This window comes from Streptomyces sp. NPDC048473 (genome assembly GCF_043200155.1).
GTDB lineage: Bacteria > Actinomycetota > Actinomycetes > Streptomycetales > Streptomycetaceae > Streptomyces.
Map to the genome: position 1 here is coordinate 249,083 of NZ_JBICXE010000006.1, position 19,392 is coordinate 268,474.

The 19,392-nt window shown below is 70.2% G+C and carries 18 protein-coding genes; 10 read left to right on the plus strand and 8 right to left on the minus strand.

What is annotated here, in order from left to right:
• Positions 1 to 7: 7 nt before the first annotated feature.
• Both ACGFU7_RS13540 and ACGFU7_RS13545 read right to left on the minus strand, forming a co-directional pair.
• Positions 8 to 478: an ABA4-like family protein gene (locus ACGFU7_RS13540; RefSeq protein ID WP_393695293.1), complete on the minus strand. Its 471-nt coding sequence runs from the start codon at positions 476 to 478 to the stop codon at positions 8 to 10.
• Positions 475 to 1,476, minus strand: coding sequence for a hypothetical protein (locus ACGFU7_RS13545; RefSeq protein ID WP_393695295.1), 1,002 nt, complete (start codon positions 1,474 to 1,476; stop codon positions 475 to 477). Before ACGFU7_RS13545 ends, ACGFU7_RS13540 begins: the two co-directional genes overlap by 4 nt.
• A 153-nt stretch (positions 1,477 to 1,629) precedes the next feature.
• On the opposite strand from ACGFU7_RS13545, the gene ACGFU7_RS13550 reads away from it, so the two are divergent.
• Entirely contained in the window at positions 1,630 to 2,313 is a 684-nt protein-coding gene (locus tag ACGFU7_RS13550) for a MerR family transcriptional regulator (protein ID WP_393695297.1), read from the plus strand.
• Positions 2,314 to 2,468: 155 nt separating this feature from the next.
• Here ACGFU7_RS13550 and ACGFU7_RS13555 read toward each other — a convergent pair whose 3' ends face one another.
• Positions 2,469 to 3,311, minus strand: coding sequence for a siderophore-interacting protein (locus tag ACGFU7_RS13555; RefSeq protein WP_393695299.1), 843 nt, complete (start codon positions 3,309 to 3,311; stop codon positions 2,469 to 2,471).
• A gap of 46 nt (positions 3,312 to 3,357) precedes the next feature.
• Positions 3,358 to 4,266, minus strand: a complete 909-nt coding sequence (locus ACGFU7_RS13560; protein ID WP_393695612.1) for a 5'-3' exonuclease H3TH domain-containing protein — start codon at positions 4,264 to 4,266, stop codon at positions 3,358 to 3,360.
• Between the two features lie 333 nt (positions 4,267 to 4,599).
• Here ACGFU7_RS13560 and ACGFU7_RS13565 point away from each other — a divergent pair, with 333 nt between their 5' ends.
• From ACGFU7_RS13565 to ACGFU7_RS13580, 4 genes are all read left to right on the plus strand, one after another.
• Complete coding sequence (locus ACGFU7_RS13565) at positions 4,600 to 5,664, plus strand: glycine betaine/L-proline ABC transporter ATP-binding protein (RefSeq protein ID WP_393695301.1); 1,065 nt, start codon at positions 4,600 to 4,602, stop codon at positions 5,662 to 5,664.
• On the plus strand, positions 5,657 to 8,287 hold the full coding sequence (locus ACGFU7_RS13570; protein WP_393695303.1) for an ABC transporter permease/substrate binding protein: 2,631 nt from the start codon (positions 5,657 to 5,659) through the stop codon (positions 8,285 to 8,287). The genes ACGFU7_RS13565 and ACGFU7_RS13570 overlap by 8 nt, the downstream gene beginning before the upstream one ends.
• Positions 8,288 to 8,447: 160 nt before the next feature.
• A complete protein-coding gene (locus tag ACGFU7_RS13575) occupies positions 8,448 to 8,993 on the plus strand; it encodes a helix-turn-helix domain-containing protein (protein WP_393695305.1) in 546 nt (181 codons plus the stop codon).
• A 15-nt stretch (positions 8,994 to 9,008) separates the two neighbouring features.
• Positions 9,009 to 9,716: a helical backbone metal receptor gene (locus ACGFU7_RS13580; RefSeq protein ID WP_393695307.1), complete on the plus strand. Its 708-nt coding sequence runs from the start codon at positions 9,009 to 9,011 to the stop codon at positions 9,714 to 9,716.
• On the opposite strand, the gene ACGFU7_RS13585 is transcribed toward ACGFU7_RS13580, so the two are convergent.
• Complete coding sequence (locus ACGFU7_RS13585; RefSeq protein WP_393695309.1) at positions 9,655 to 10,806, minus strand: TDT family transporter; 1,152 nt, start codon at positions 10,804 to 10,806, stop codon at positions 9,655 to 9,657. The genes ACGFU7_RS13580 and ACGFU7_RS13585 overlap by 62 nt on opposite strands.
• 70 nt (positions 10,807 to 10,876) lie before the next feature.
• Between ACGFU7_RS13585 and ACGFU7_RS13590 the strand changes: the two genes are divergently transcribed.
• Positions 10,877 to 11,800: a LysR family transcriptional regulator gene (locus tag ACGFU7_RS13590; protein WP_393695311.1), complete on the plus strand. Its 924-nt coding sequence runs from the start codon at positions 10,877 to 10,879 to the stop codon at positions 11,798 to 11,800.
• A gap of 27 nt (positions 11,801 to 11,827) precedes the next feature.
• Here ACGFU7_RS13590 and ACGFU7_RS13595 read toward each other — a convergent pair whose 3' ends face one another.
• Together ACGFU7_RS13595 and ACGFU7_RS13600 are read right to left on the minus strand one after the other, a co-directional pair.
• Positions 11,828 to 12,598, minus strand: a complete 771-nt coding sequence (locus ACGFU7_RS13595; protein ID WP_393695313.1) for a gamma-glutamyl-gamma-aminobutyrate hydrolase family protein — start codon at positions 12,596 to 12,598, stop codon at positions 11,828 to 11,830.
• Between the two features lie 121 nt (positions 12,599 to 12,719).
• Positions 12,720 to 13,415 (minus strand): FadR/GntR family transcriptional regulator, encoded by a 696-nt coding sequence (locus ACGFU7_RS13600; protein WP_393695614.1) that lies wholly within the window; start codon positions 13,413 to 13,415, stop codon positions 12,720 to 12,722.
• A 109-nt stretch (positions 13,416 to 13,524) separates the two neighbouring features.
• Between ACGFU7_RS13600 and ACGFU7_RS13605 the strand changes: the two genes are divergently transcribed.
• The 4 genes from ACGFU7_RS13605 to ACGFU7_RS13620 are packed head-to-tail and all read left to right on the plus strand — an operon-like array spanning position 13,525 to position 18,029.
• Entirely contained in the window at positions 13,525 to 14,892 is a 1,368-nt protein-coding gene (locus tag ACGFU7_RS13605; protein ID WP_393695315.1) for a glutamine synthetase family protein, read from the plus strand.
• A gap of 8 nt (positions 14,893 to 14,900) precedes the next feature.
• Positions 14,901 to 16,280, plus strand: a complete 1,380-nt coding sequence (locus ACGFU7_RS13610; RefSeq protein WP_393695317.1) for an aldehyde dehydrogenase family protein — start codon at positions 14,901 to 14,903, stop codon at positions 16,278 to 16,280.
• 6 nt (positions 16,281 to 16,286) lie between these two features.
• Positions 16,287 to 17,078: a 3-oxoacyl-ACP reductase gene (locus tag ACGFU7_RS13615; protein ID WP_393695319.1), complete on the plus strand. Its 792-nt coding sequence runs from the start codon at positions 16,287 to 16,289 to the stop codon at positions 17,076 to 17,078.
• A gap of 9 nt (positions 17,079 to 17,087) precedes the next feature.
• Complete coding sequence (locus ACGFU7_RS13620) at positions 17,088 to 18,029, plus strand: DUF2510 domain-containing protein (RefSeq protein ID WP_393695321.1); 942 nt, start codon at positions 17,088 to 17,090, stop codon at positions 18,027 to 18,029.
• A 2-nt stretch (positions 18,030 to 18,031) separates the two neighbouring features.
• Here ACGFU7_RS13620 and ACGFU7_RS13625 read toward each other — a convergent pair whose 3' ends face one another.
• On the minus strand, positions 18,032 to 19,234 hold the full coding sequence (locus ACGFU7_RS13625) for an amino acid deaminase/aldolase (RefSeq protein ID WP_393695323.1): 1,203 nt from the start codon (positions 19,232 to 19,234) through the stop codon (positions 18,032 to 18,034).
• Positions 19,235 to 19,392 lie beyond the last annotated feature (158 nt).

Consider the following 19,392-nt stretch of genomic DNA (forward strand, 5'->3'; position numbering starts at 1 on the left):
GGCACCCCTACCGCAGCGACGCGTGGCCGACCCGGTCCGGGATTGCGTTCCCGGGCCGGGACTTCGGCGTCAGCACCGTCCGCAGCACGAGGAAGACCAGCAGCCCGAACGGCGACAGCAGAATCGTCAGCACCAGCAGCGGCCCCATCACCAGCGGAGAGACCCCCAGCCGGCGCCCTTCCAGGAACATCCACTGGCCCAGCAGCAGATCCCAGGCGATGACCTGCGCCCAGATCGCCCCGGCTCCGTTCGCCAGGGCCATCAGATCGCGGAAGGTGTCGATGTCGGGGCTGCGCACCGCGTCCCAGAGTTCGGGGAAGACCGGCACGGCCATGACCAGGTAGAGCGCAAGCACCGGCAGGACGGTGAGCGGCGATGCGGCGATGCGCGCCGTGGGGCGCCAGTTCGGCGCGAGGATCATGAGCAGCCAGAACGGGGCTGCCAGGAAGAACGAGATCTCGAAGAGCGCACCGGTCATGCCACGAGCTCCTTGTCGGCGGAATCGGGGTTGGAATCGGAATCGGGGTTGGAAGCGGAATCGGGGTTGGAAGCGGAATCGGAGGCGGAATCTGAATCGGAGGCGGAATCTGAATCGGCCTTCTGTGGCACGGGAGTTGACCTCAGCGCCCCATAACCGCAGACGGCGGTCGCCGCCGCGATCAGAGCCGCGGCGCCGAGCGTCGCACCGTCCGGGTGGATCAGCGGCTGACCGCGCAGCGCCTGCCAGGTGACCAGCGCGACGACCGCCGCGTACGTACCGGAGGCGACCAGCACCAGTCGCAGCCGGACCTGCGGGTCACGCAGCCGGGGGAAGCGTGGGGCCAGGGAGAGCAGCACGAGCAGGAAGAGCGGCAGCAGTTGGAGCGCGTGCATGCCGACGAAGTGCGGTATGCGCAGATCGCCGCCGGTCGTCGACCAGCCGGTGAGAGGCATCGACGGGCCGCCGTCCGGTACGCCGACGGAATGCGCGCCGATCACATCGGCGGTGTCCAGGTTCCCGGCCGCCCGCTGCTCGGGCGTGGGCTGCGTCATCAGGAAGCCGAATCCGGCGCCCACCAGGGCGAGCAGCACGCCCGAGCGGATCGCCCAGGCGGCGGCGCGGTCGGCGATACGGGCACGCAGCAGCAGGACGGCTATGACCAGTGTGCCGGTCCAGAGCACGACGACGGTGACGGCCATCGTGTTGAACAGCGTTTCGTCGAACGGGGTGGCGTGGTTGAAGTGGCTGCGCTTTCCGCGGATCACCTGTCCGGTGATGATCGCCATCTCGCCCAGACTGGACAGGGCGACCACGGTTCCGGCCCACCGGCCGACACGCCGGCCGCGGGTGACCAGCGTCAGCATCCAGGCCAGCGCGAGTGCGTACACGACGAACGAGACCGCGAACTTGAACGGCTTGAACCAGATCGCCGAGCCCGCCAGCACCCGCTCGTCGACCACCAGTCCCACCGCCGAGACGACGGCCATGACGGCCATCGCCGCCGCGAAGAGAACTAATGGACGGTGCCAGGAACGCCATGACGACATGAGGACTCCCTTGGTTATGGATAGTGGCACTCTCCGCTATCCGGTAGTGGGACTATCTATGATGGGTCGGGGGGTTGGCAAGCGCGGAAGGAAGAACACGCGGTGCGCATCGGCGAGTTGAGCCGCAGGTCCGGGGTTCCGGTACCGACGATCAAGTTCTATGTACGTGAAGGGCTGCTGCCTGCCGGGCAGTTGACCAGCCCGAACCAGGCGAGTTACGACACCGGCCATGAGCGCAGGCTGCGGCTGATCCGCGCCCTGCTGGATGTCGGCGGGCTCTCGCTCGCGGCCATCGGCGATGTGCTCCGGGCGGTCGAGGATCCGGAGCAGCCGGTGCACAAGGTGCTGGGCGTCGCGGCGAAGCGCCTCACCCCGCTGCAGGGGGACGAGTCGGGGCCCGAGTTGGACGAGGCCCGCGAAGAGGTGGCGGAGCTGGTGGAGCGGCGCGGCTGGCGGGCCGAGGCGCACGGCCCGGCCGGCGAGTGCCTGGCTGGGGTGATCGTCGCGCTGCGGCGGGCCGGGCACGGCGGGTATCTCGAACTGCTCGACGACTATGCGGCCGCCGCCGAACCGGTCGCGCGGGCCGACCTCGACTATGTGGGGCGGCGGGTGGCGCGCGAGGACCTGGTGGAGAGTGTGGTCGTCGGCACGGTGCTGGGGGAGGCGATGTTCAGCGCACTGCGACGGCTCGCGCATGTGGACGCGTCCGCCCGTGCGTACGGGGGCGACGGTGAGCGGGGTCCGGGTGGCGGCGACGGGACGGCGGTGCGGGTCGCCGGTGGATGAGCCGGCGCCCCGGGAACGCGTACGCCCCCGAGAACACGTACACCCCCCGGGAACACGTACGCCCCCCGGGAACGCGTACGCCTTGGAGAACACGTACGCCCCCGGGAACGCGTACGCCCCGGTCGGGGACCGGGGCGTACGGGAGTGAGCCGGTGTTACGCCGCGCTCTCCTGCTCGCGCTCCACCTGTGCGTTCCACTCGCGCTTGACCGAGCGCCAGGTGTCGTCGTTCTGGCCGAGCCGCCAATAGCCGGAGATGGACAGCTGGGAGAGCGGGATCTCGCGGTCCAGGCGCAGATGGCGGCGGATCTCCTTCACGAAGCCCGCCTCGCCGTGGACGAATGCCTGGACCTCGCCCGCCGGGAACTCCAGCTCCTTCACCGCGGCGGTCAGTGCCTCGCCGACCGGGCGCTCCCCGCGGTGCAGCCAGGTCACCTCGACCCCGTCGGGCGTCACGATCTTCTGCTCCTCCGAGGCGTCCGCCACCTCGACGAACGCGTGCACCCGCGCGCCCTCCGGCATCTGCTCCAGGGCGGCGGCGATGGCAGGCAGCGCGCTCTCGTCGCCCGCCAGGAGGTGCCAGTCCGCCGAGGCGGCCGGGCCGTAACCCCCGCCGGGGCCGAGGAAGGTCACCTGGTCACCCGGGACCGCCCGTATCGCCCACGGTCCGGCCAGGCCCTCGTCGCCGTGCACCACGAAGTCGATGGCCAGCTCCCGGGTGACCGGGTCCCAGGAGCGCACCGTGTAGGTGCGGGTGGTGGGCCACAGCTCCCGCGGCTGCTCCTCACGGATGCGGGCCATGTCGAACGGGTGCGCGTACTCCGCACCCTCGGGGGCGAAGCAGAGCTTGACGTAATGGTCGGTGAACCCGGAGAGCCCGAACTCGGCAAGGCCGTCACCGCCGAGCACTACGCGCACCATGTGAGGGGTGATCTGCTCGGTGCGCAGGACGTGGGCCCCCTGCGCCTTGGGTGCCTGCCGTGCCGGTCGTTCTGCCACGAGGTTCTCCCTGCTCCGATTGCTTAGGCTTACCTAAGTTAGCACCTCAGTCGCGCAGTGTGGAGAGCAGGCGCTGCAGGGCACCGCCCAGCCCCCACTGCTTCGCGAGGGCTTCGAGGGCAGCGGGATCGCGCGGTTCGGCGGGCAGCGCGGGGTCGAACTCCGGCAGGGGTACGTCACCGGCGACGCGGACCACCTTCGGCGCGATGGCCACATAGGCGCGGGCCTCGTCGAGCCGCTTGCGCTGCGAGGGCGTCAGCTTGGCGCCCGGATCGTCCACCGCGGCCATGATTCCGACCAGATCACCGAAGGCGTCCAGCAGTTTCGCCGCCGTCTTCTCACCGATGCCCGGGACGCCCGGCAGCCCGTCGCTCGGGTCGCCACGCAGCAGGGCCAGATCGACATAGCCGGAGCCGTCCACCCCGTACTTCTCCCGCAGCCATGCCTCATCCGTCAGCTGGAGCGAACCGACCCCCTTCAGCGGGTAGAGCACCCGCACCCCGCGGGCGTCGTCGACCAGCTGATACAGATCCCGGTCTCCGGTGACGATGTCCACGGGGCCGGTGGCCCGACCGGTGAGCGTGCCGATCACATCGTCCGCCTCATAGTCCGCGACGCCGACCCGGGCGATGCCGAGCGCATCGAGCACGTCCTCGATGATGGGCACCTGCGGGGCCAGGGTGTCGGGGGTCTCCTCCTCGTCGGGCAGCCCCTCGGCGGTCTCCACCGCGACGCGGTGCGCCTTGTACGAAGGGATCAGCTCCACCCGCCAGTGCGGCCGCCAGTCCGCGTCCATGCAGGCGACGAGATCGTCCGGCCGGTGGTCCTGCACCAGGCGCCCGATGAAGTCGAGCAGCCCGCGCACGGCGTTGACCGGTGTCCCGTCGGGGGCGCGTACCGAATCGGGAACCCCGAAGTAGGCGCGGTAGTAGAGGGAAGCGGTGTCGAGGAGCATCAGGCGTCGCGTCACACCCCGATGATGCCGCACCCCACTGACACCGGCCGTCGCGGACACCGGGGCGAGGGGGCGAGCCCTGACGGCGGCCGCTCATGCGTGAGCTGAGTCACTCTTGTGTTTGGCTTGTGTAAGCGGGGGCAGGCGCGCAGCCGGAGCGGATCACGTAGCAGTTTCAACTGATGCACGTGCCATGCGGACCGAATCCGCGCTGCTCCACGGTCTGCCGGAGGGGGTGGCAGACCGTTTTTCGGTTCAACCCGCGAGGTGTATGTGTCAAGGCTGCAAGCTGAGCACTTGTACAAAGTGTTCGGCAGACGACCCGATCAAGCTGTGCAGAAACTCGAAAGCGGCGCGGCCCGCGACGAGCTGCGCGCCGACGGAACGACCGCAGCGGTGATCGACGCCTCGTTCACTGTCGAACCGGGACAGATCTTCGTCGTGATGGGTCTGTCCGGGTCCGGAAAGTCCACGTTGCTGCGCATGCTCAACGGACTTCTGGAGCCCACAGCCGGACGCGTGCTGTTCGACGGCCAGGACCTGACCGCCCTGAGCCCTGCAGAACTGCGCCATGTCCGATCCTCCAAGATCAGCATGGTGTTCCAGCACTTTGCGCTCTTCCCCCACCGGAGCGTGCTGGAGAATGCCGGGTACGGCCTCGAAGTGCAGGGTGTGCCGCGCGCCGAGCGCGAGAAGCGCGCTGCCGAGGCGCTGGAGCTGACCGGTCTCGCCGGCTGGGAGAAGTCCTGGCCCGACGAGCTGTCCGGCGGTATGCAGCAGCGCGTCGGCCTGGCCCGCGCCCTCGCCACCGACGCCGACCTGCTGCTGATGGACGAGTCCTTCAGCGCGCTCGACCCGCTGATCCGCCGTGACATGCAGGACCAGCTGCTCGAACTGCAGAAGCGCCTGAAGAAGACCATCGTCTTCATCACCCACGACCTCAACGAGGCCATGCGCCTCGGCGACCGTATCGCCGTGATGCGCGACGGGAAGATCGTCCAGCTCGGCACCGCCGAGGACATCCTCGTCACCCCGGCCAACGACTACGTCGCCTCCTTCACCCAGGACGTCGACCGCACCCGGGTACTGACCGCGGGCGCCATCATGGCCGAGCCGCACACCGTCATGGGCACCAGCACGGACGACGGCGAGGAACTGCGTACCGCCGACGACGTCCTCAGGGCCGCCCCGGCCACCGTCACCGAGTCCACACCGATCATCGAGCTCTTCACGCCCTGCTCGCGGAGCGGAGTCGCGGTCGCCGTGACCGACGCCAAGGGCAAGCTCATCGGTGTCGTACCGCGCGCCCGGCTGCTCGCCGTCCTCGGTGAGCCGATGACCCCCGCCGAGGCCCCGCAGGACGTCACGACCACCGCGAAGAAGGTGGCCAGTGTTTAGGCTCCCTCTCGGTGACTGGGTCGACTCGGCGGTCGACTGGCTGCAGACCCACCTGTCCTGGCTGTTCGACGCGATCAGCTCGATCGTCAGCGGCATGTTCGACGGCATAGCCGCCGTGCTCTCCGCCCCCGCACCGTTGCTCTTCGCGGGCATCGTCGCCGTCATCGCCTGGTGGCTGCGCGGTCTGCTCGCGGGTGTGCTCGCCTTCGTAGGCTTCGCCGTCATCGACTCCGTCGAGCTGTGGGACGAAGCGATGGACACCCTCACCCTGGTGCTCGTCGCCACCATCATCGCGCTGGTGCTGGCCGTACCGCTGGGCATCTGGGCGTCACGCTCCAAGACCGTCAGCGCGGTGACCCGGCCGGTCCTGGACTTCATGCAGACCATGCCCGCCATGGTCTATCTGATCCCCGGCGTCATCTTCTTCGGCGTCGGCGTGGTCCCCGGCATCATCGCCACCATCATCTTCTCGCTGCCCCCGGGCGTCCGGATGACCGAGCTCGGCATCCGCCAGGTCGACGGCGAACTGGTCGAGGCGGCCGAGGCATTCGGCACCACGCGGCGCAACACCCTGCTGCGGGTGCAGCTGCCGCTCGCCCTGCCCACGATCATGGCGGGCATCAACCAGGTCATCATGCTGGGCCTGTCCATGGTGGTCATCGCCGGCATGGTCGGCGGCGGCGGCCTCGGTGGCGCCGTCTACCGCGCCATCGGCAACGTCGACGTCGGCCTCGGCTTCGAGGCGGGCATCTCCATCGTCATCGTGGCGATGTACCTGGACCGGATGACCGGCGCGCTCGGCCGCGAGGTCTCCCCGCTCGCCCGCCGCGCCCTCGCCAGGGCGCAGTCGATGGCCGGCGGACTGAAGGTCTGGAACCACCGCCCGCAGCCCGTCGTCGCGGTTGCCGGCATCGTCGTCCTCGCACTCGTCGCGGGTGGCCTGGGCCTCTTCGGCTCGTCCGGCTCGGACAAGTCCACCGCCGGCGGCTCGAAGATCGGTGCGGGCAAGAAGATCAGCATGGGCTACATCCCGTGGGACGAAGGCATCGCCTCCACCTTCCTGTGGAAGGAGATGCTGGAGCAGCGCGGCTTCCAGGTCGACGTCAAGCAGTACGAGGCCGGTGCGCTCTACACCGGTATGGCCAACGGTCAGATCGACTTCGAGACCGACTCCTGGCTGCCGGTCACCCACGCCAGCTACTGGAAGAAGTACCAGGACCGCCTGGAGGACATCGGCTCGTGGTACGGCCCCACCTCGCTGGAGCTGGCCGTCCCCTCGTACATGAAGGACGTCCGGTCGCTGGACGACCTGAAGGGCAAGTCCTCGCAGTTCAAGGGCCGGATCGTCGGCATCGAGCCGAGCGCCGGTGAGATGGGCCTGCTCAAGGACAAGATCCTGCCGGGCTACGGCCTGGACAAGGAGTACAAGGTCGTCGACGGCTCCACGCCGTCGATGCTGGCCGAGCTGAAGCGCGCGTACGCCAAGAAGGAACCGATCGTCGTTCCGCTCTGGTCGCCGCACTGGGCGTACAACCAGTACGAACTGACCAAGCTCAAGGATCCCAAGAACCTCTGGGGCAAGGGCGACGGCATCCACACCCTGGCCCGCAAGGGCTTCTCCGCCGACAACCCCGAGGTCGGCACCTGGCTCAAGAACTTCAAGATGAGCGAGGGCCAGCTCACCAGCCTTGAGGCGGAGATCCAGAAGGCCGGTTCCGGCAACGAGCAGGAGGCCGTCCGCACCTGGCTGAAGGCCAACCCGGGCGTTGCCGACAAGTGGACCCCGGTCGCGAAGGACGCCACGTCCAAGGGGGCGAACGGCAAGGACGAGCGCGACCGCGCTGTCGAGATGGCCTGGTTCCCCTGGGAGGAGGACATCGCCGCCACGTACCTGTGGAAGGCGGTCCTGGAGGAGCGCGGCTACAAGATCAACCTCAAGCAGTTCGAGGTCGGTCCGATGTACACCGCGATGTCCCGCGGCCAGATCGATGTGCAGTTCGACGGCTGGCTGCCGTACACCCAGAAGAACTACTGGAACAAGTACGGCTCCCGGCTGACCGACATCGGTTCGTGGTACGGCCCGACGTCGATCGAGGTCGCGGTGCCCTCGTACGTGAAGGACGTCAAGTCCCTCGCCGACCTGAAGGGCAAGTCCTCGCAGTTCAAGGGCCGGATCGTCGGCATCGAGCCGGGTACCGCCACGATGGAGAACCTCAAGAAGAACGTGCTGCCGGCGTACGGCCTGGACAAGGAGTACAAGGTCGTCGACTCCTCGACGCCCGGCATGCTCGCCGAGCTGAAGCGCGCGTACGCCAAGAAGGAGCCCATCGCGGTGCTGCTCTGGACGCCGCACTGGGCGTACAACGAGTTCAGCATGACCAAGCTCAAGGACCCCGAGAAGGCCTTCGGCAACGGCGACCGGCTCCACACCATCGCCGGCAAGGACTTCCCGAAGCAGTACCCGCAGCTGACGAAGTGGTTCAAGAACTTCAAGCTGAGCGAGGACCAGCTCGCCGGCCTGGAGAACCAGATCCAGAAGCACGGTACGGGCCATGAGGAAGAGGCCGTGAAGGCCTGGATGGAGAAGAACCCGGGCATTGCGGACAAGATGGCTCCGCAGTAGGGCTCTCAGCAGGGTCTGCAGGGAAAGGGGTGGGTGCCGCCGCCGGCGGGCCCGCCCCTTCCGTCTGTCCAAAAGACGTTCATCAGCCGGCCGACCTTGCGTAACCGTGTGCGTAATGTGCTGGCAGCCGGGAGGATGACGAGTCGGGAGGGAGCCGGACATGGACGACAAGGAAGCACTCCGCGTGGGCGCCGCGGTCCGCCGACGGCGCAGATCCCTGGGGCTCACGCTGGCCGCGGTCGCCACCCGCAGCGGTCTGTCCGTGCCGTTCCTCAGCCAGATCGAGAACGAGCGGGCCCGGCCCAGCGCCCGGTCCCTGGACCGGGTCGCCCAAGCCCTGGAGACCACCACGGCGCGGCTGCGCGCCGCCGCGGACTCGGCGCGCGCCGTCGATGTCGTACGGGCGGGCGAGGGCGACGGGGTACGCAGGGTGGTGCGCGGACGCCATCAGCTCAGCGCCCTGGAGTTCACCGGTGAACTCGACCTCGGGCGCGAGTTCCAGCACCGCAACGACGAAGTGATGTACGTGGTGCAGGGTGCCGCGGAGGTGGAGGCCGAGGGGCAGGCGTACCGGCTGGAGCAGGGTGACACCCTGTTCATGTCCGGCGGGGTGCGGCACCGCTGGCGGGCCACGATGCCCGGTACGCGGCTGCTGGTCGTCGCGGTCGCCGAGCACATCGATGCCACCTTCGAATCGCGCCGCTGAGAGGGGTTTCCCGCCGTGCGAGTCGTCTCCCTGGTCCCTTCGCTCACCGAGGCCGTCGCTGTCACCGCCCCCGGCCTGCTGGTCGGCGTCACCGACTGGTGCACCCACCCGGCCGGCCTGACCGCCGCCCGTATCGGCGGCACCAAGAATCCCGACGTGGCCGCGGTCGCCGCGCTGCGGCCCGATCTCGTCGTCGCCAACGAGGAGGAGAACCGCGAACCCGACCTCGCGGCGATCGGAGCCGCCGGGATCGAGGTGCTTGTCACCGGGATCCGCACGCTCGACCAGGCATTCGAGGAACTGGACCGGGTGCTGGTCACCGCCTGCGGACAGGCCAGGCCGCGCTGGCTGGACGAGGCCGAGGCCGCCTGGGCCGCGCTTCCGCCACCCCGCGCCCCGCGCCGTGCGGTCGTGCCCGTCTGGCGCAGGCCCTGGATGGTGCTGGGCCGCGACACCTTCGCCGGGGACCTGCTGGCCAGGCTCGGCGTCGAGAACGTCTACGCGGACCACGCCGAGCGCTATCCCCGTATCCCGCTCGACGCACTCAACACGGCGGGCGCCGATCTGGTCGTCCTGCCCGACGAGCCGTACCGCTTCACCGCGGACGACGGGCCCGAAGCGTTCCCCGCACTGCCCGCCGCACTCGTCGACGGGCGGTTCCTCACGTGGTACGGGCCGTCACTGGCGCAGGCGCCTGCGGCGCTGCGAGCAGCACTCCGCTGAGCAGCCCGCGCAGCGTCCGGAGCCCCGCCACCGCCCAAGCCGTCACCAGCAGCACGTACAGCGCGACGGCCAGCCAGGTGTACGCCGTGAGACCGGTGTGCCGGGCCAGGCCCGCGGCGCCCGTGACACACGTACCGACCGGGAAGGTGAAGCCCCACCACGTCATGCTGAAGGTCATGCCGTTCCGTACGGCCCGCACCACCAGCGCGACGGCCAGTGCCAGCCACAGCAGCGCGAAGCCCATCACCGGCACGCCGTACAGCACGGCGAACACCCCGAGCCCCGAGGCGTACGGCGCCCCGATCGCGCCCGGCGCCACATCGGCGAGCTGATTGACCGCGGTCGTCGACTGGCCCAGCGGGCCGAGGACCAGGAACAGCGTGGGCGTCAGCGCGAGCGGCAGCGGGCCCCGGTGGACGAGCCGGGCGAAGATCAGCGGCAGCATCACCAGCGTGGCCAGCAGACTCAGACCGAACATCGCGTAGCAGGCCAGCAGCATCGCCTCCTGCCACTGACCGGCCGGCAGCCGAGGCACCAGCAGCGGGCCGAGCGCCGCGGAGACCATCGGGGCCACCACCGGCAGCAGCCACACCGGCGACGCGGTGCCGGGCTCGATCCGATGGCGTACGACCATCAGATACGGAATCGCGACCGCGGCGGCAAGACCGATCACCGTGCCCGCCGCGTAGAGCACCACATCCAGGGCAAGGGCCGCCTGATGCCCGATGACGTCCCGGCCGACCACCATCGACGAGCCGCCGACCGCGAGCAGCGCCATCGAGAGACAGCCGTAGAACGGGGCGACGGCGGGGTCGAGCAGATGGGTGCGGGCCTGGTCGCGGTGGGCGATCCAGTGTCCGGCACGGGCCGTGAGCACCGCGGCGAGCATGACCGTCGCGAGCGCCCACACCACCGTGCAGGCACCCCGCAGTCCCGGGACGTGCACGGGCAGCGCGACACCCGCGCTCGCGACGATCGCGGTGCCCATGACGGTGGCGTACCAGTTGGGGCCGATGTACCGCAGATGAGGAAGGCGCAGAGGGGCCGAGTACGGGGCTGGGGACTGCTGCGTCTGCGGAAAGATGGCCATGCCACGATTTTCGCGGCGTGGTCGGGTCCCCGCCAGGGACTCCGCGTCTATGAGGTCATAAGCTGGCTTTATGGCCGATGAAGAGCATGTTCCCCTCTCCCACCGGGTCCCCGACCTCGGTGCGCTGGAGCTGCTGCTCGCCGTCGCCCGGCACGGCAGCCTGGGGCGCGCGGCACGGGACGTCGGCGTCACCCAGCCCGCTGCCAGCAGCCGCGTCCGGTCGATGGAGCGCCAGCTCGGCGTGGCCCTGCTGGACCGTTCGCCGCGCGGCTCCCGGCTCACCGACGCGGGCGCGCTGGTCACCGACTGGGCGCGCAGGATCGTCGAGGCGGCCGAAGCATTCGACGCGGGCGCGCAGGCGCTGCGCGACCGGCGGGACTCCAGGCTGCGGGTCGCCGCCTCCATGACCATCGCCGAATACCTGCTGCCGGGCTGGCTGATAGCGCTGCGCGCCGAACGGCCGGACACCGCGGTCTCGCTGCTCGCCGGGAATTCGGCGGCGGTCGCGGGGCGGCTGCTCGTCGGCGAGGCCGACCTCGGATTCGTGGAGGGCCTGTCCGTGCCGGAAGGGCTCGACGGCACGGTCATCGCCCACGACCGCCTGGTCGTCGTGGTCGCCCCGTCCCATGCGTGGGCCCGCCGCCGTACGCCCCTGACCCCGCAGGAACTGGCCGCGACCCCGCTGATCCTGCGCGAGCACGGCTCCGGCACCCGCCAGGTCCTGGACGCGGCCCTGGCCGTGCACGGCGGCCTCGCCCAGCCACTGCTCGAACTCTCCTCGACGACCGCGGTGAAGGGAGCGGCGGAGAGCGGGGCGGGACCGTGCGTGCTGAGCGAACTGGCGCTGGGGGAGGAGCTGTCCTCCAGGCGCCTGGTCAAGGTCCCGATCGCCGGGGTGCGGCTGAGGCGCCAGCTGCGCGCGGTATGGCCCTCGGGCCACCGCCCGACGGGTCCGGCGCGCGATCTGCTGTCGCTGACGGGGCGGGACACGTAGCGCGCCGGACGGCAGTCCGGCGAAAGGCTAAGGCCGCAAACGCTCGCAGGCCCCCGTGGCCGGCGGCGATGCGAGGTCCTCGGACGACGTACGGGCCGGGATCAGCCGGGCCGTCGACGCCGCCACCAGTGCCTGCACCAGCCGTGGGTCGTCGCCCATCTCCGGATGCCACTGCACCCCGAGCACCCACTGCGGTCCCGGCAGTTCGACCGCCTCGACCGTGCCGTCCGCCGCATGCGCCGAAGCCACCAGGCCGGGCGCGAGCCGTTGCACGCACTGGTGGTGGTAGGTGGGGACGGCGGACTCCTCGGGCACGATCGACGCGCAGAGCGTCCCCGGTACGGGTTTCACCGGGTGTGCGCCGAGGACTCCGGTCGCGCCCAGCGGGCCGGTGTGCCCGTCGAGGTGCTGGGTCAGGGTGCCGCCGAGCGCCACATTGAGCAGCTGCATACCGCGGCAGATGCCGAGCAGCGGCGTACCGGACTCCAGCGCGGCCCCGATCAGGGCCAGCTCCCAGGCATCGCGCTCCTGCGCGGGGGGACCGGTCCTGAAGTCGCGTTCCGCGCCGTACAGCCCGGGTTCCACATCGGCGCCGCCCGCGACGACGAGGCCGTCCAGCCGGGCCACCGCGGCCCCGGCCCGGGCGGGGGCGTCCGGCGGGAGCAGCGCGGCCAGGCCGCCGGACCGCTGGATCATCCGTGGGTAGGCGGCCGGGAGGAGGGCGGCGGGCAGCTCCCAGACACCCCAGCGGGCCACGGGCTCCAGATAGGTGGAGACGCCGATGAGAGGTTCGGACACGGGACGGTCCCTCCGGTCGGCCGCCTGCGCGGGCGGGCTCGGTTCCATGGCTTCAATGGTGGCAGAGAATACCTTTACGTTTCCGGAAGTGGTTCACCGGGGCGGGACCGGTGACCCCCGTTCAGGCCAGGAATCCGCGCAGCAGCGCGGCCGTACCCGCACAGTGCTCGCGCATCACCGCACGCGCAGCCTCCGCGTCCCCGTCGAGAATCGCCTCGACGAGACTCGCGTGCTGATGCTGCGAATGCTCCAGGTTCCGCACGAGCAGCGGTATGCAGTCCAGCAGATCGTTCAGGGTGGCCCGGACGGCCGCGTACTGCGCGGCCAGCGATGCGGAGCCGGAGAGTTCTGCCAGGGTCAGATGGAACAGGGTGTCGCGCCTGCGGTACTCGGGCAGAGGTGCTTCGTGAGTAGCCGCCAGAGCCGTACGCAGCCGGTCCGCACCCTCGTCCGTCAGCCCCTGCGCGGCGCACAGCCCGGCCGCCCCGGCCTCCAGCACTTCGCGGAAGCGCAGCACGTCCTCGATGTCGACGGACTCCACCTTCCGGCGCAGCTCGTCCTCGCCGGGGCTCCCGGTGCGGGGCAGCACGAACGTGCCGCCGTACCGCCCGCGCCTGCTCTCCACCAGGCCCTGGTCCTGCAGGATCTTCAGCACCTCGCGCAGCGTGACCCGGCTGATCCCCAGCAGCTCGGCCAGCTCGCGCTCGGCCGGCAGCCGCCCGCCGCCGGGCACAAGGCCGAGCCTGACCACCTGGAGGATCTGCTCCAGCGCCTCCTCGAAGCCGTTCCCCGCCCGGACGGGCCGCAGTACGGGCATCAGACGGTCGATGAACTCGCTTTCCTCGGCCACGTCCCGTTTCCCCTTCACAATTAATGGTTCTCTCGCATACCTTAAGCCTTCCGGCTGACCGAAGGAGGAGTATCCCGTGGCAGACCGAACACCACCGCTGGAGATCGAGGAGCTGCGCGTCCTCGTCAGAAGCGGTGAGATCGACACCGTCGTCCTCGCCTTCCCCGACATGCAGGGACGGCTGCAGGGCAAACGGTTCGCTGCCCGCTTCTTCCTCGACGAGGTCGTGGAGCACGGCACCGAGGGATGCAACTATCTGCTCGCCGTCGACACCGACATGAACACCGTCGACGGATTCGAGATGTCCTCCTGGGAGCGCGGCTACGGCGACTTCGCCATGCACGCCGACCTCTCCACCCTGCGCATGGTGCCGTGGAACGAGGGCACGGCCATGGTCATGGCCGACCTCACCCAGGAGGACGGCTCACCCGTCGCCGCCGCGCCCCGCCGGATCCTGAGCCGTCAGCTTGAGCGGCTGGCCGAGCACGGCTACACGGCCCATGTAGGCACCGAGCTCGAATTCATCGTCTTCAAGGACACCTACGAGCAGGCCTGGGACCGCAACTACCGCGATCTGACCCCGGTCAACCAGTACAACGTCGACTACTCCGTCCTCGGCACCGGCCGTGTCGAGCCGCTGCTGCGCCGTATCCGCAACGAAATGGCCGCCGCGGGTCTTACCGTCGAGTCCGCGAAGGGCGAGTGCAACCCCGGCCAGCACGAGATCGTGTTCCGTTACGACGAGGCCCTGGTCACCTGTGACCAGCACGCCGTCTACAAGACCGGCGCCAAGGAGATCGCCGCCCAGGAGGGCGTCGCCCTCACCTTCATGGCCAAGTTCAACGAGCGCGAGGGCAACTCCTGCCACATCCACCTCTCGCTCCGGTCCACCGACGAGGCCGGGCGCAGCGTCATGGCGGGAGAGGACGGCGGCATGTCACCGGTGATGTGCCACTTCCTCGCCGGACAGCTGGCCGCCCTGCGCGATTTCTCCCTCCTCTACGCACCGAACATCAACTCCTACAAACGCTTCCAGCCCGGCTCCTTCGCCCCGACCGCCGTCGCCTGGGGCCACGACAACCGCACCTGCTCGCTCCGCGTCGTCGGCCACGGCCGCTCGATGCGCTTCGAGAACCGGCTGCCCGGCGGTGACGTCAACCCGTACCTCGCCGTCGCCGGACTGATCGCAGCGGGCATCCACGGCATCGAGAAGGGCCTCGAACTCCCCGAGCCGTGCGGGAGCAACGCCTACACCGCCGACTACGACCACGTCCCCACCACACTGCGCGAAGCCGCCGAACTCTGGGAGAAGAGCGAGATCGCCAGGGCGGCCTTCGGAGACGACGTCGTCGCGCACTACCGCAACATGGCCCGCGTCGAACTCGAAGCCTTCGACGCCGCAGTGACCGACTGGGAGCTCCGCCGCTCCTTCGAACGCCTGTGAGGCACCCCGTGACCACGCCCGACCACCCGGTGGAACACCACGTACTCAACCCGGCGACGGAAGAACTCCTCGCCACCGTCCCGTCCACCACCGCCGCCGAGGTCGACGCGGCAGTCGTCCGGGCCGCAGCCGCTCAGCGCACCTGGGCCGCCCTCGCCCCCGCCGACCGCGCCCGGCTGCTGCGACGCTTCGCCGCCGCCGTCGACGGCGAAGCCGAACAGTTGGCCCGACTGGAGGTCCAGGAGGCCGGCCACACCCTCGGCAACGCCCGCTGGGAGGCGGCCAACGTCCGCGATCTGCTCGACTACGCCGCCGGGGGAGTGGAACGACTCACCGGCCGGCAGATCCCGGTCCCCGGCGGACTCGACATCACCCTCCTCGAACCCCTCGGCGTCATCGGCGTGATCGCACCGTGGAACTTCCCCATGCCGATCGCCGCCTGGGGTCTCGCCCCCGCCCTCGCCGCAGGCAACGCCGTACTCCTCAAACCCGCAGAGACCACCCCGCTCACCGCCCTGCGCCTCGCCCGGCTCGCCCAGGACGCAGGGCTTCCCGAACACCTCCTCCAGGTACTGCCGGGGGCCGGCGACGTGACCGGCAACGCCCTGGTCGAGCACCCCGGCGTCGCCAAGATCGTCTTCACCGGCTCCACCCGGGTCGGCAAGCAGATCATGGCCAAGTGCGCCGACCGCGTGAAGCGGCTCACCCTCGAACTCGGCGGCAAGAGCCCCAACATCGTCTTCGCCGACGCCGACATCGAGGCCGCCGCAGCAGCCGCACCCATGGCGTTCCTGGACAACGCCGGCCAGGACTGCTGCGCCCGCACCCGCATCCTGGTCCAGCGATCCGCGTACGACCGCTTTTTGGAACTCCTCGCCCCCGCAGTCGAATCGGTCGTCGTGGGCGACCCGTTTGACGAGAACACCCAGATGGGCCCGCTGATCTCGCGGGCGCAACTGGAACGGGTGCGCAGTTACGTCCCCGAGGACGCGACCGCCCTCAGCGGCAAAGCGCCCGAGGGGCCCGGCTTCTGGTTCCCGCCGACCGTTCTCACCGACGCCCGCCCGGACTCACCCGTCGCCACCGAAGAGGTATTCGGGCCGGTCGCCGTCGTCCTTCCCTTCGAGGACGAGGCCGACGCCGTCCGGCTCGCCAACGCGACGGAGTACGGCCTCGCCGGCTCGATCTGGACCCGTGATGTGGGCCGCGCGCTGCGCGTCTCGCAGTCGGTCCAGGCGGGGAACCTCTCCGTCAACTCCCACTCCAGCGTCCGCTACTGGACCCCGTTCGGCGGCTACAAACAGTCCGGACTCGGCCGCGAACTCGGCCCCGACGCGCTTGCCGCATTCACCGAGACCAAGAACGTCTTCATCAGCACGGAGGCCTGAGCCGACATGACCACCACCGACAGCGAGAACATCTGCCGCCGCCTGGTCGGCCGCACCGCCGTCATCACCGGAGCCGCCAGTGGCATCGGCCTGGCCACCGCACGCCGCCTGGCGTCGGAGGGCGCCCATGTCGTCTGCGGCGACATCGACGAGCGCGCGGGCAAGGCCGCGGCCGAGGAGGTCGGCGGCACCTTCGTACGCGTAGACGTCACCGACCCCGAACAGGTCGAGGCCCTCTTCAAGACCGCCTTCGACACCTACGGATCCGTCGACATCGCCTTCAACAACGCGGGCATCTCCCCGCCCGACGACGACTCCATCCTCACCACCGGACTGGAGGCATGGAAGCGGGTCCAGGACGTCAACCTCACCTCCGTCTACCTCTGCTGCAAGGCCGCCCTGCCCTACATGCGCCGCCAGGGGCGCGGTTCGATCATCAACACCGCGTCCTTCGTCGCGATCATGGGAGCGGCCACCAGCCAGATCTCGTACACCGCGTCCAAGGGCGGCGTCCTCGCCATGTCCCGCGAACTCGGAGTGCAGTTCGCACGCGAAGGCATCCGGGTCAACGCGCTGTGCCCGGGACCGGTCAACACCCCGCTGCTCCGGGAGCTGTTCGCCAAGGATCCGGAACGCGCGGCCCGCAGGCTGGTGCACATCCCGGTCGGCCGGTTCGCCGAAGCCACGGAGATCGCGGCGGCCGTCGCCTTCCTCGCGAGCGACGACTCCTCGTTCGTCAACGCCACCGACTTCCTCGTCGACGGCGGTATTTCCGGGGCGTACGTCACACCCCTCTAGAGTGGTGGGATGAGCAACGCGACACCGCCCGGCTGGTATCCGGACGCCGCTGCACCGGGCACCGAGCGGTGGTGGGACGGCACGGCATGGACCGCGCACACCCGCCCGATCGCCTCTGAACCCCAGCAGTTCGGGCCGCCCGAGCCGGTCGGGAACGCGTACGGGAACGGCAGCGGCAGCGCGGCGACCGGCGGGGGCGGTACCCGGATCGTCGCGCTCGCCGTGGCCGGACTGGTCGTTGTCGGCGCGGCCGTCACCGGAGCCGTCCTGCTGGGCAGGGACGACAGCGGTACGCAGCCGAAGGCCGGGCCGAGCAGTTCCGCGCCGCTCCCCACCGCGGACCACGACTCCCCGTCGCCGAGCGGGTCACCGGCCGAAGGTGACCCCAAGGTCCTCGTCGATCAGCTCAACGGCATCACGCTGCCGATCCCCGACGGCTGGGAGAAGCCCGAGAGCACCGTCGAAGAGGCCCTCACCATGCGCACTGTCGACTCCTACAGCTGCCCCGGCGACTCCTCCGACTTCTGCTACCACGGCACGGTGACCACCCGTACCGCGAGCGGCACGGACATCACCTCCGCCGAGGAGCTCGCCAAGCAGGACATCACCACCGCCGCCGACAGCGCCTACGAGGAGGACATCGTCGGCGACCGGATCCACGGCGGCATCACGTCCCACAGGCAACTCGCCTCCGCGTCCGTGAGCGTCGCCGGGCGCACCGGCTACCAGGTCCGCTGGCGGGTCACCACAGGCAAGGGCCCCGGCGGCTATGTGCAGTCACTCGTCTTTCCGTCGACGGTCGGCAGCGAATCACTGATCGTCGTGCGCTACGCCTTCGACGCGGGGCCCGACGGCCCGCCGCTCTCCCTCATGGACACCATCACCAAGGGGATCCGGCCGGTCGGCGACAGCGGGACGAGCGGCGGCGTGGGCAGCTCCGTGGCTCCCTGAGCTCAGAGGAACGTACGGCCCTCGCCGCGGTACGTCGGCACGGCCGCCGTCACCCGGTCGCCCTCGATCAGCTGCAACTCGTCGAAGCGTTCGCACAGTTCACCGGCCTTCGCGTGCCGGAACCACACCTTGTCGCCGATCAGCAGATCGTCGGCCGGGGCACCGAGCAGCGGGGTCTGCACCTCGCCCGGCCCCTCCTGCGGGTCGTAGCGCAGTCCCTCCGGCAGATACGGGACGGGCAGCCGGTCCGCACCCGCCGGTCCGGACGCCGGATAGCCGCCACCGAGGACCGTCACCACACCCACACCCGGCCTGCGCACCACCGGCTGGGCGAACAGCGCCGCCGGACGCGCCGTGAACGACGTGTAGTTGTCGAACAGCCGCGGTACGTAGAGCCCCGACCCGGCCGCGATCTCGGTCACCGCGCGCTCCGCCGCCGTGTGCTGCACACTGCCGGTGCCGCCGCCGTTCACGAACTCCAGGTCCGGCGCCACCGCCCGTACCGCCCGCACCACCTCGGCCCGCCGGGCGGCCAGTTCCTTGCGGCCCGCGGCCTGCATCAGCCGGATCGCCCGGGAGCGCAGCGGCCGGCCCGCGACCGAATCCCCGACCCCGGCGATATGACCCTCGTACGCCATCAGACCCACCAGCCGGAAGCCGGGCCTGCGCGCCACCGAGCGTGCCAGCTCGGCCAGTTGGGCGGGGGAGCGCAGCGGTGAACGCAGGGCGCCGATCCTGACCCGGCCGCCGAGCAGCCGCAGCGAGGTGTCCAGCTCCAGACAGACCCGGATCTCCTCGCGGCCACCGTCCCGTGCCGCGTCGATCAGCTCCAGCTGCGCGTGGTCGTCCACCATCACCGTCACGGCGGCGGCCAGCTTCGGATCGGCGGCCAACTCCGCGAAGGCGGACCGGTCGGCCGACGGATAGGCCAGCAGCACGTCGTCGAAACCGGACCGCGCCAGCCACAGCGACTCGGCCAGTGTGAACGACATGATCCCGGCGAACCCGGGCCGCGCGAGCACCCGCTCCAGCAGGGTCCGGCAGCGCACCGACTTGCTCGCCACCCGGATCGGCTTCCCTGCGGCCCGGCGGACGAGGTCGTCGGCATTGGCATCGAACGCATCCAGATCGACGATGGCGATCGGGGCGTCCAGATGGGCGGTGGCCCGGTTGTAACGGGTCCGGTCAGCGGCGCGGGCAGTCATGGCCGCAGCTTGCCAGACGGCCGTACCGCTGGGTAGGGGGATGATCTGCGCAGATCGTCGGGGGGCCGGGCGTCCCGCTCCCACCGGGGCCGTTCCACCCCGTAGAGTGACGGGCACGCGGCAATCAACGGGCCTGCCTGTGACGTCGATCCGCGCGC

Coding starts and splice junctions, on each gene's coding strand:
- ACGFU7_RS13625 (WP_393695323.1), bottom strand. CDS start 19,234: ATGACTGCCCGCGCCGCTGACCGGACCCGTTACAACCGGGCCACCGCC.
- ACGFU7_RS13585 (WP_393695309.1), bottom strand. CDS start 10,806: ATGGCCATCTTTCCGCAGACGCAGCAGTCCCCAGCCCCGTACTCGGCC.
- ACGFU7_RS13540 (WP_393695293.1), bottom strand. CDS start 478: ATGACCGGTGCGCTCTTCGAGATCTCGTTCTTCCTGGCAGCCCCGTTC.
- ACGFU7_RS13600 (WP_393695614.1), bottom strand. CDS start 13,415: ATGCCCGTACTGCGGCCCGTCCGGGCGGGGAACGGCTTCGAGGAGGCG.
- ACGFU7_RS13560 (WP_393695612.1), bottom strand. CDS start 4,266: ATGCTCCTCGACACCGCTTCCCTCTACTACCGCGCCTACTTCGGGGTT.
- ACGFU7_RS13615 (WP_393695319.1), top strand. CDS start 16,287: ATGACCACCACCGACAGCGAGAACATCTGCCGCCGCCTGGTCGGCCGC.
- ACGFU7_RS13575 (WP_393695305.1), top strand. CDS start 8,448: ATGGACGACAAGGAAGCACTCCGCGTGGGCGCCGCGGTCCGCCGACGG.
- ACGFU7_RS13545 (WP_393695295.1), bottom strand. CDS start 1,476: ATGGCCGTCATGGCCGTCGTCTCGGCGGTGGGACTGGTGGTCGACGAG.
- ACGFU7_RS13620 (WP_393695321.1), top strand. CDS start 17,088: ATGAGCAACGCGACACCGCCCGGCTGGTATCCGGACGCCGCTGCACCG.
- ACGFU7_RS13590 (WP_393695311.1), top strand. CDS start 10,877: ATGGCCGATGAAGAGCATGTTCCCCTCTCCCACCGGGTCCCCGACCTC.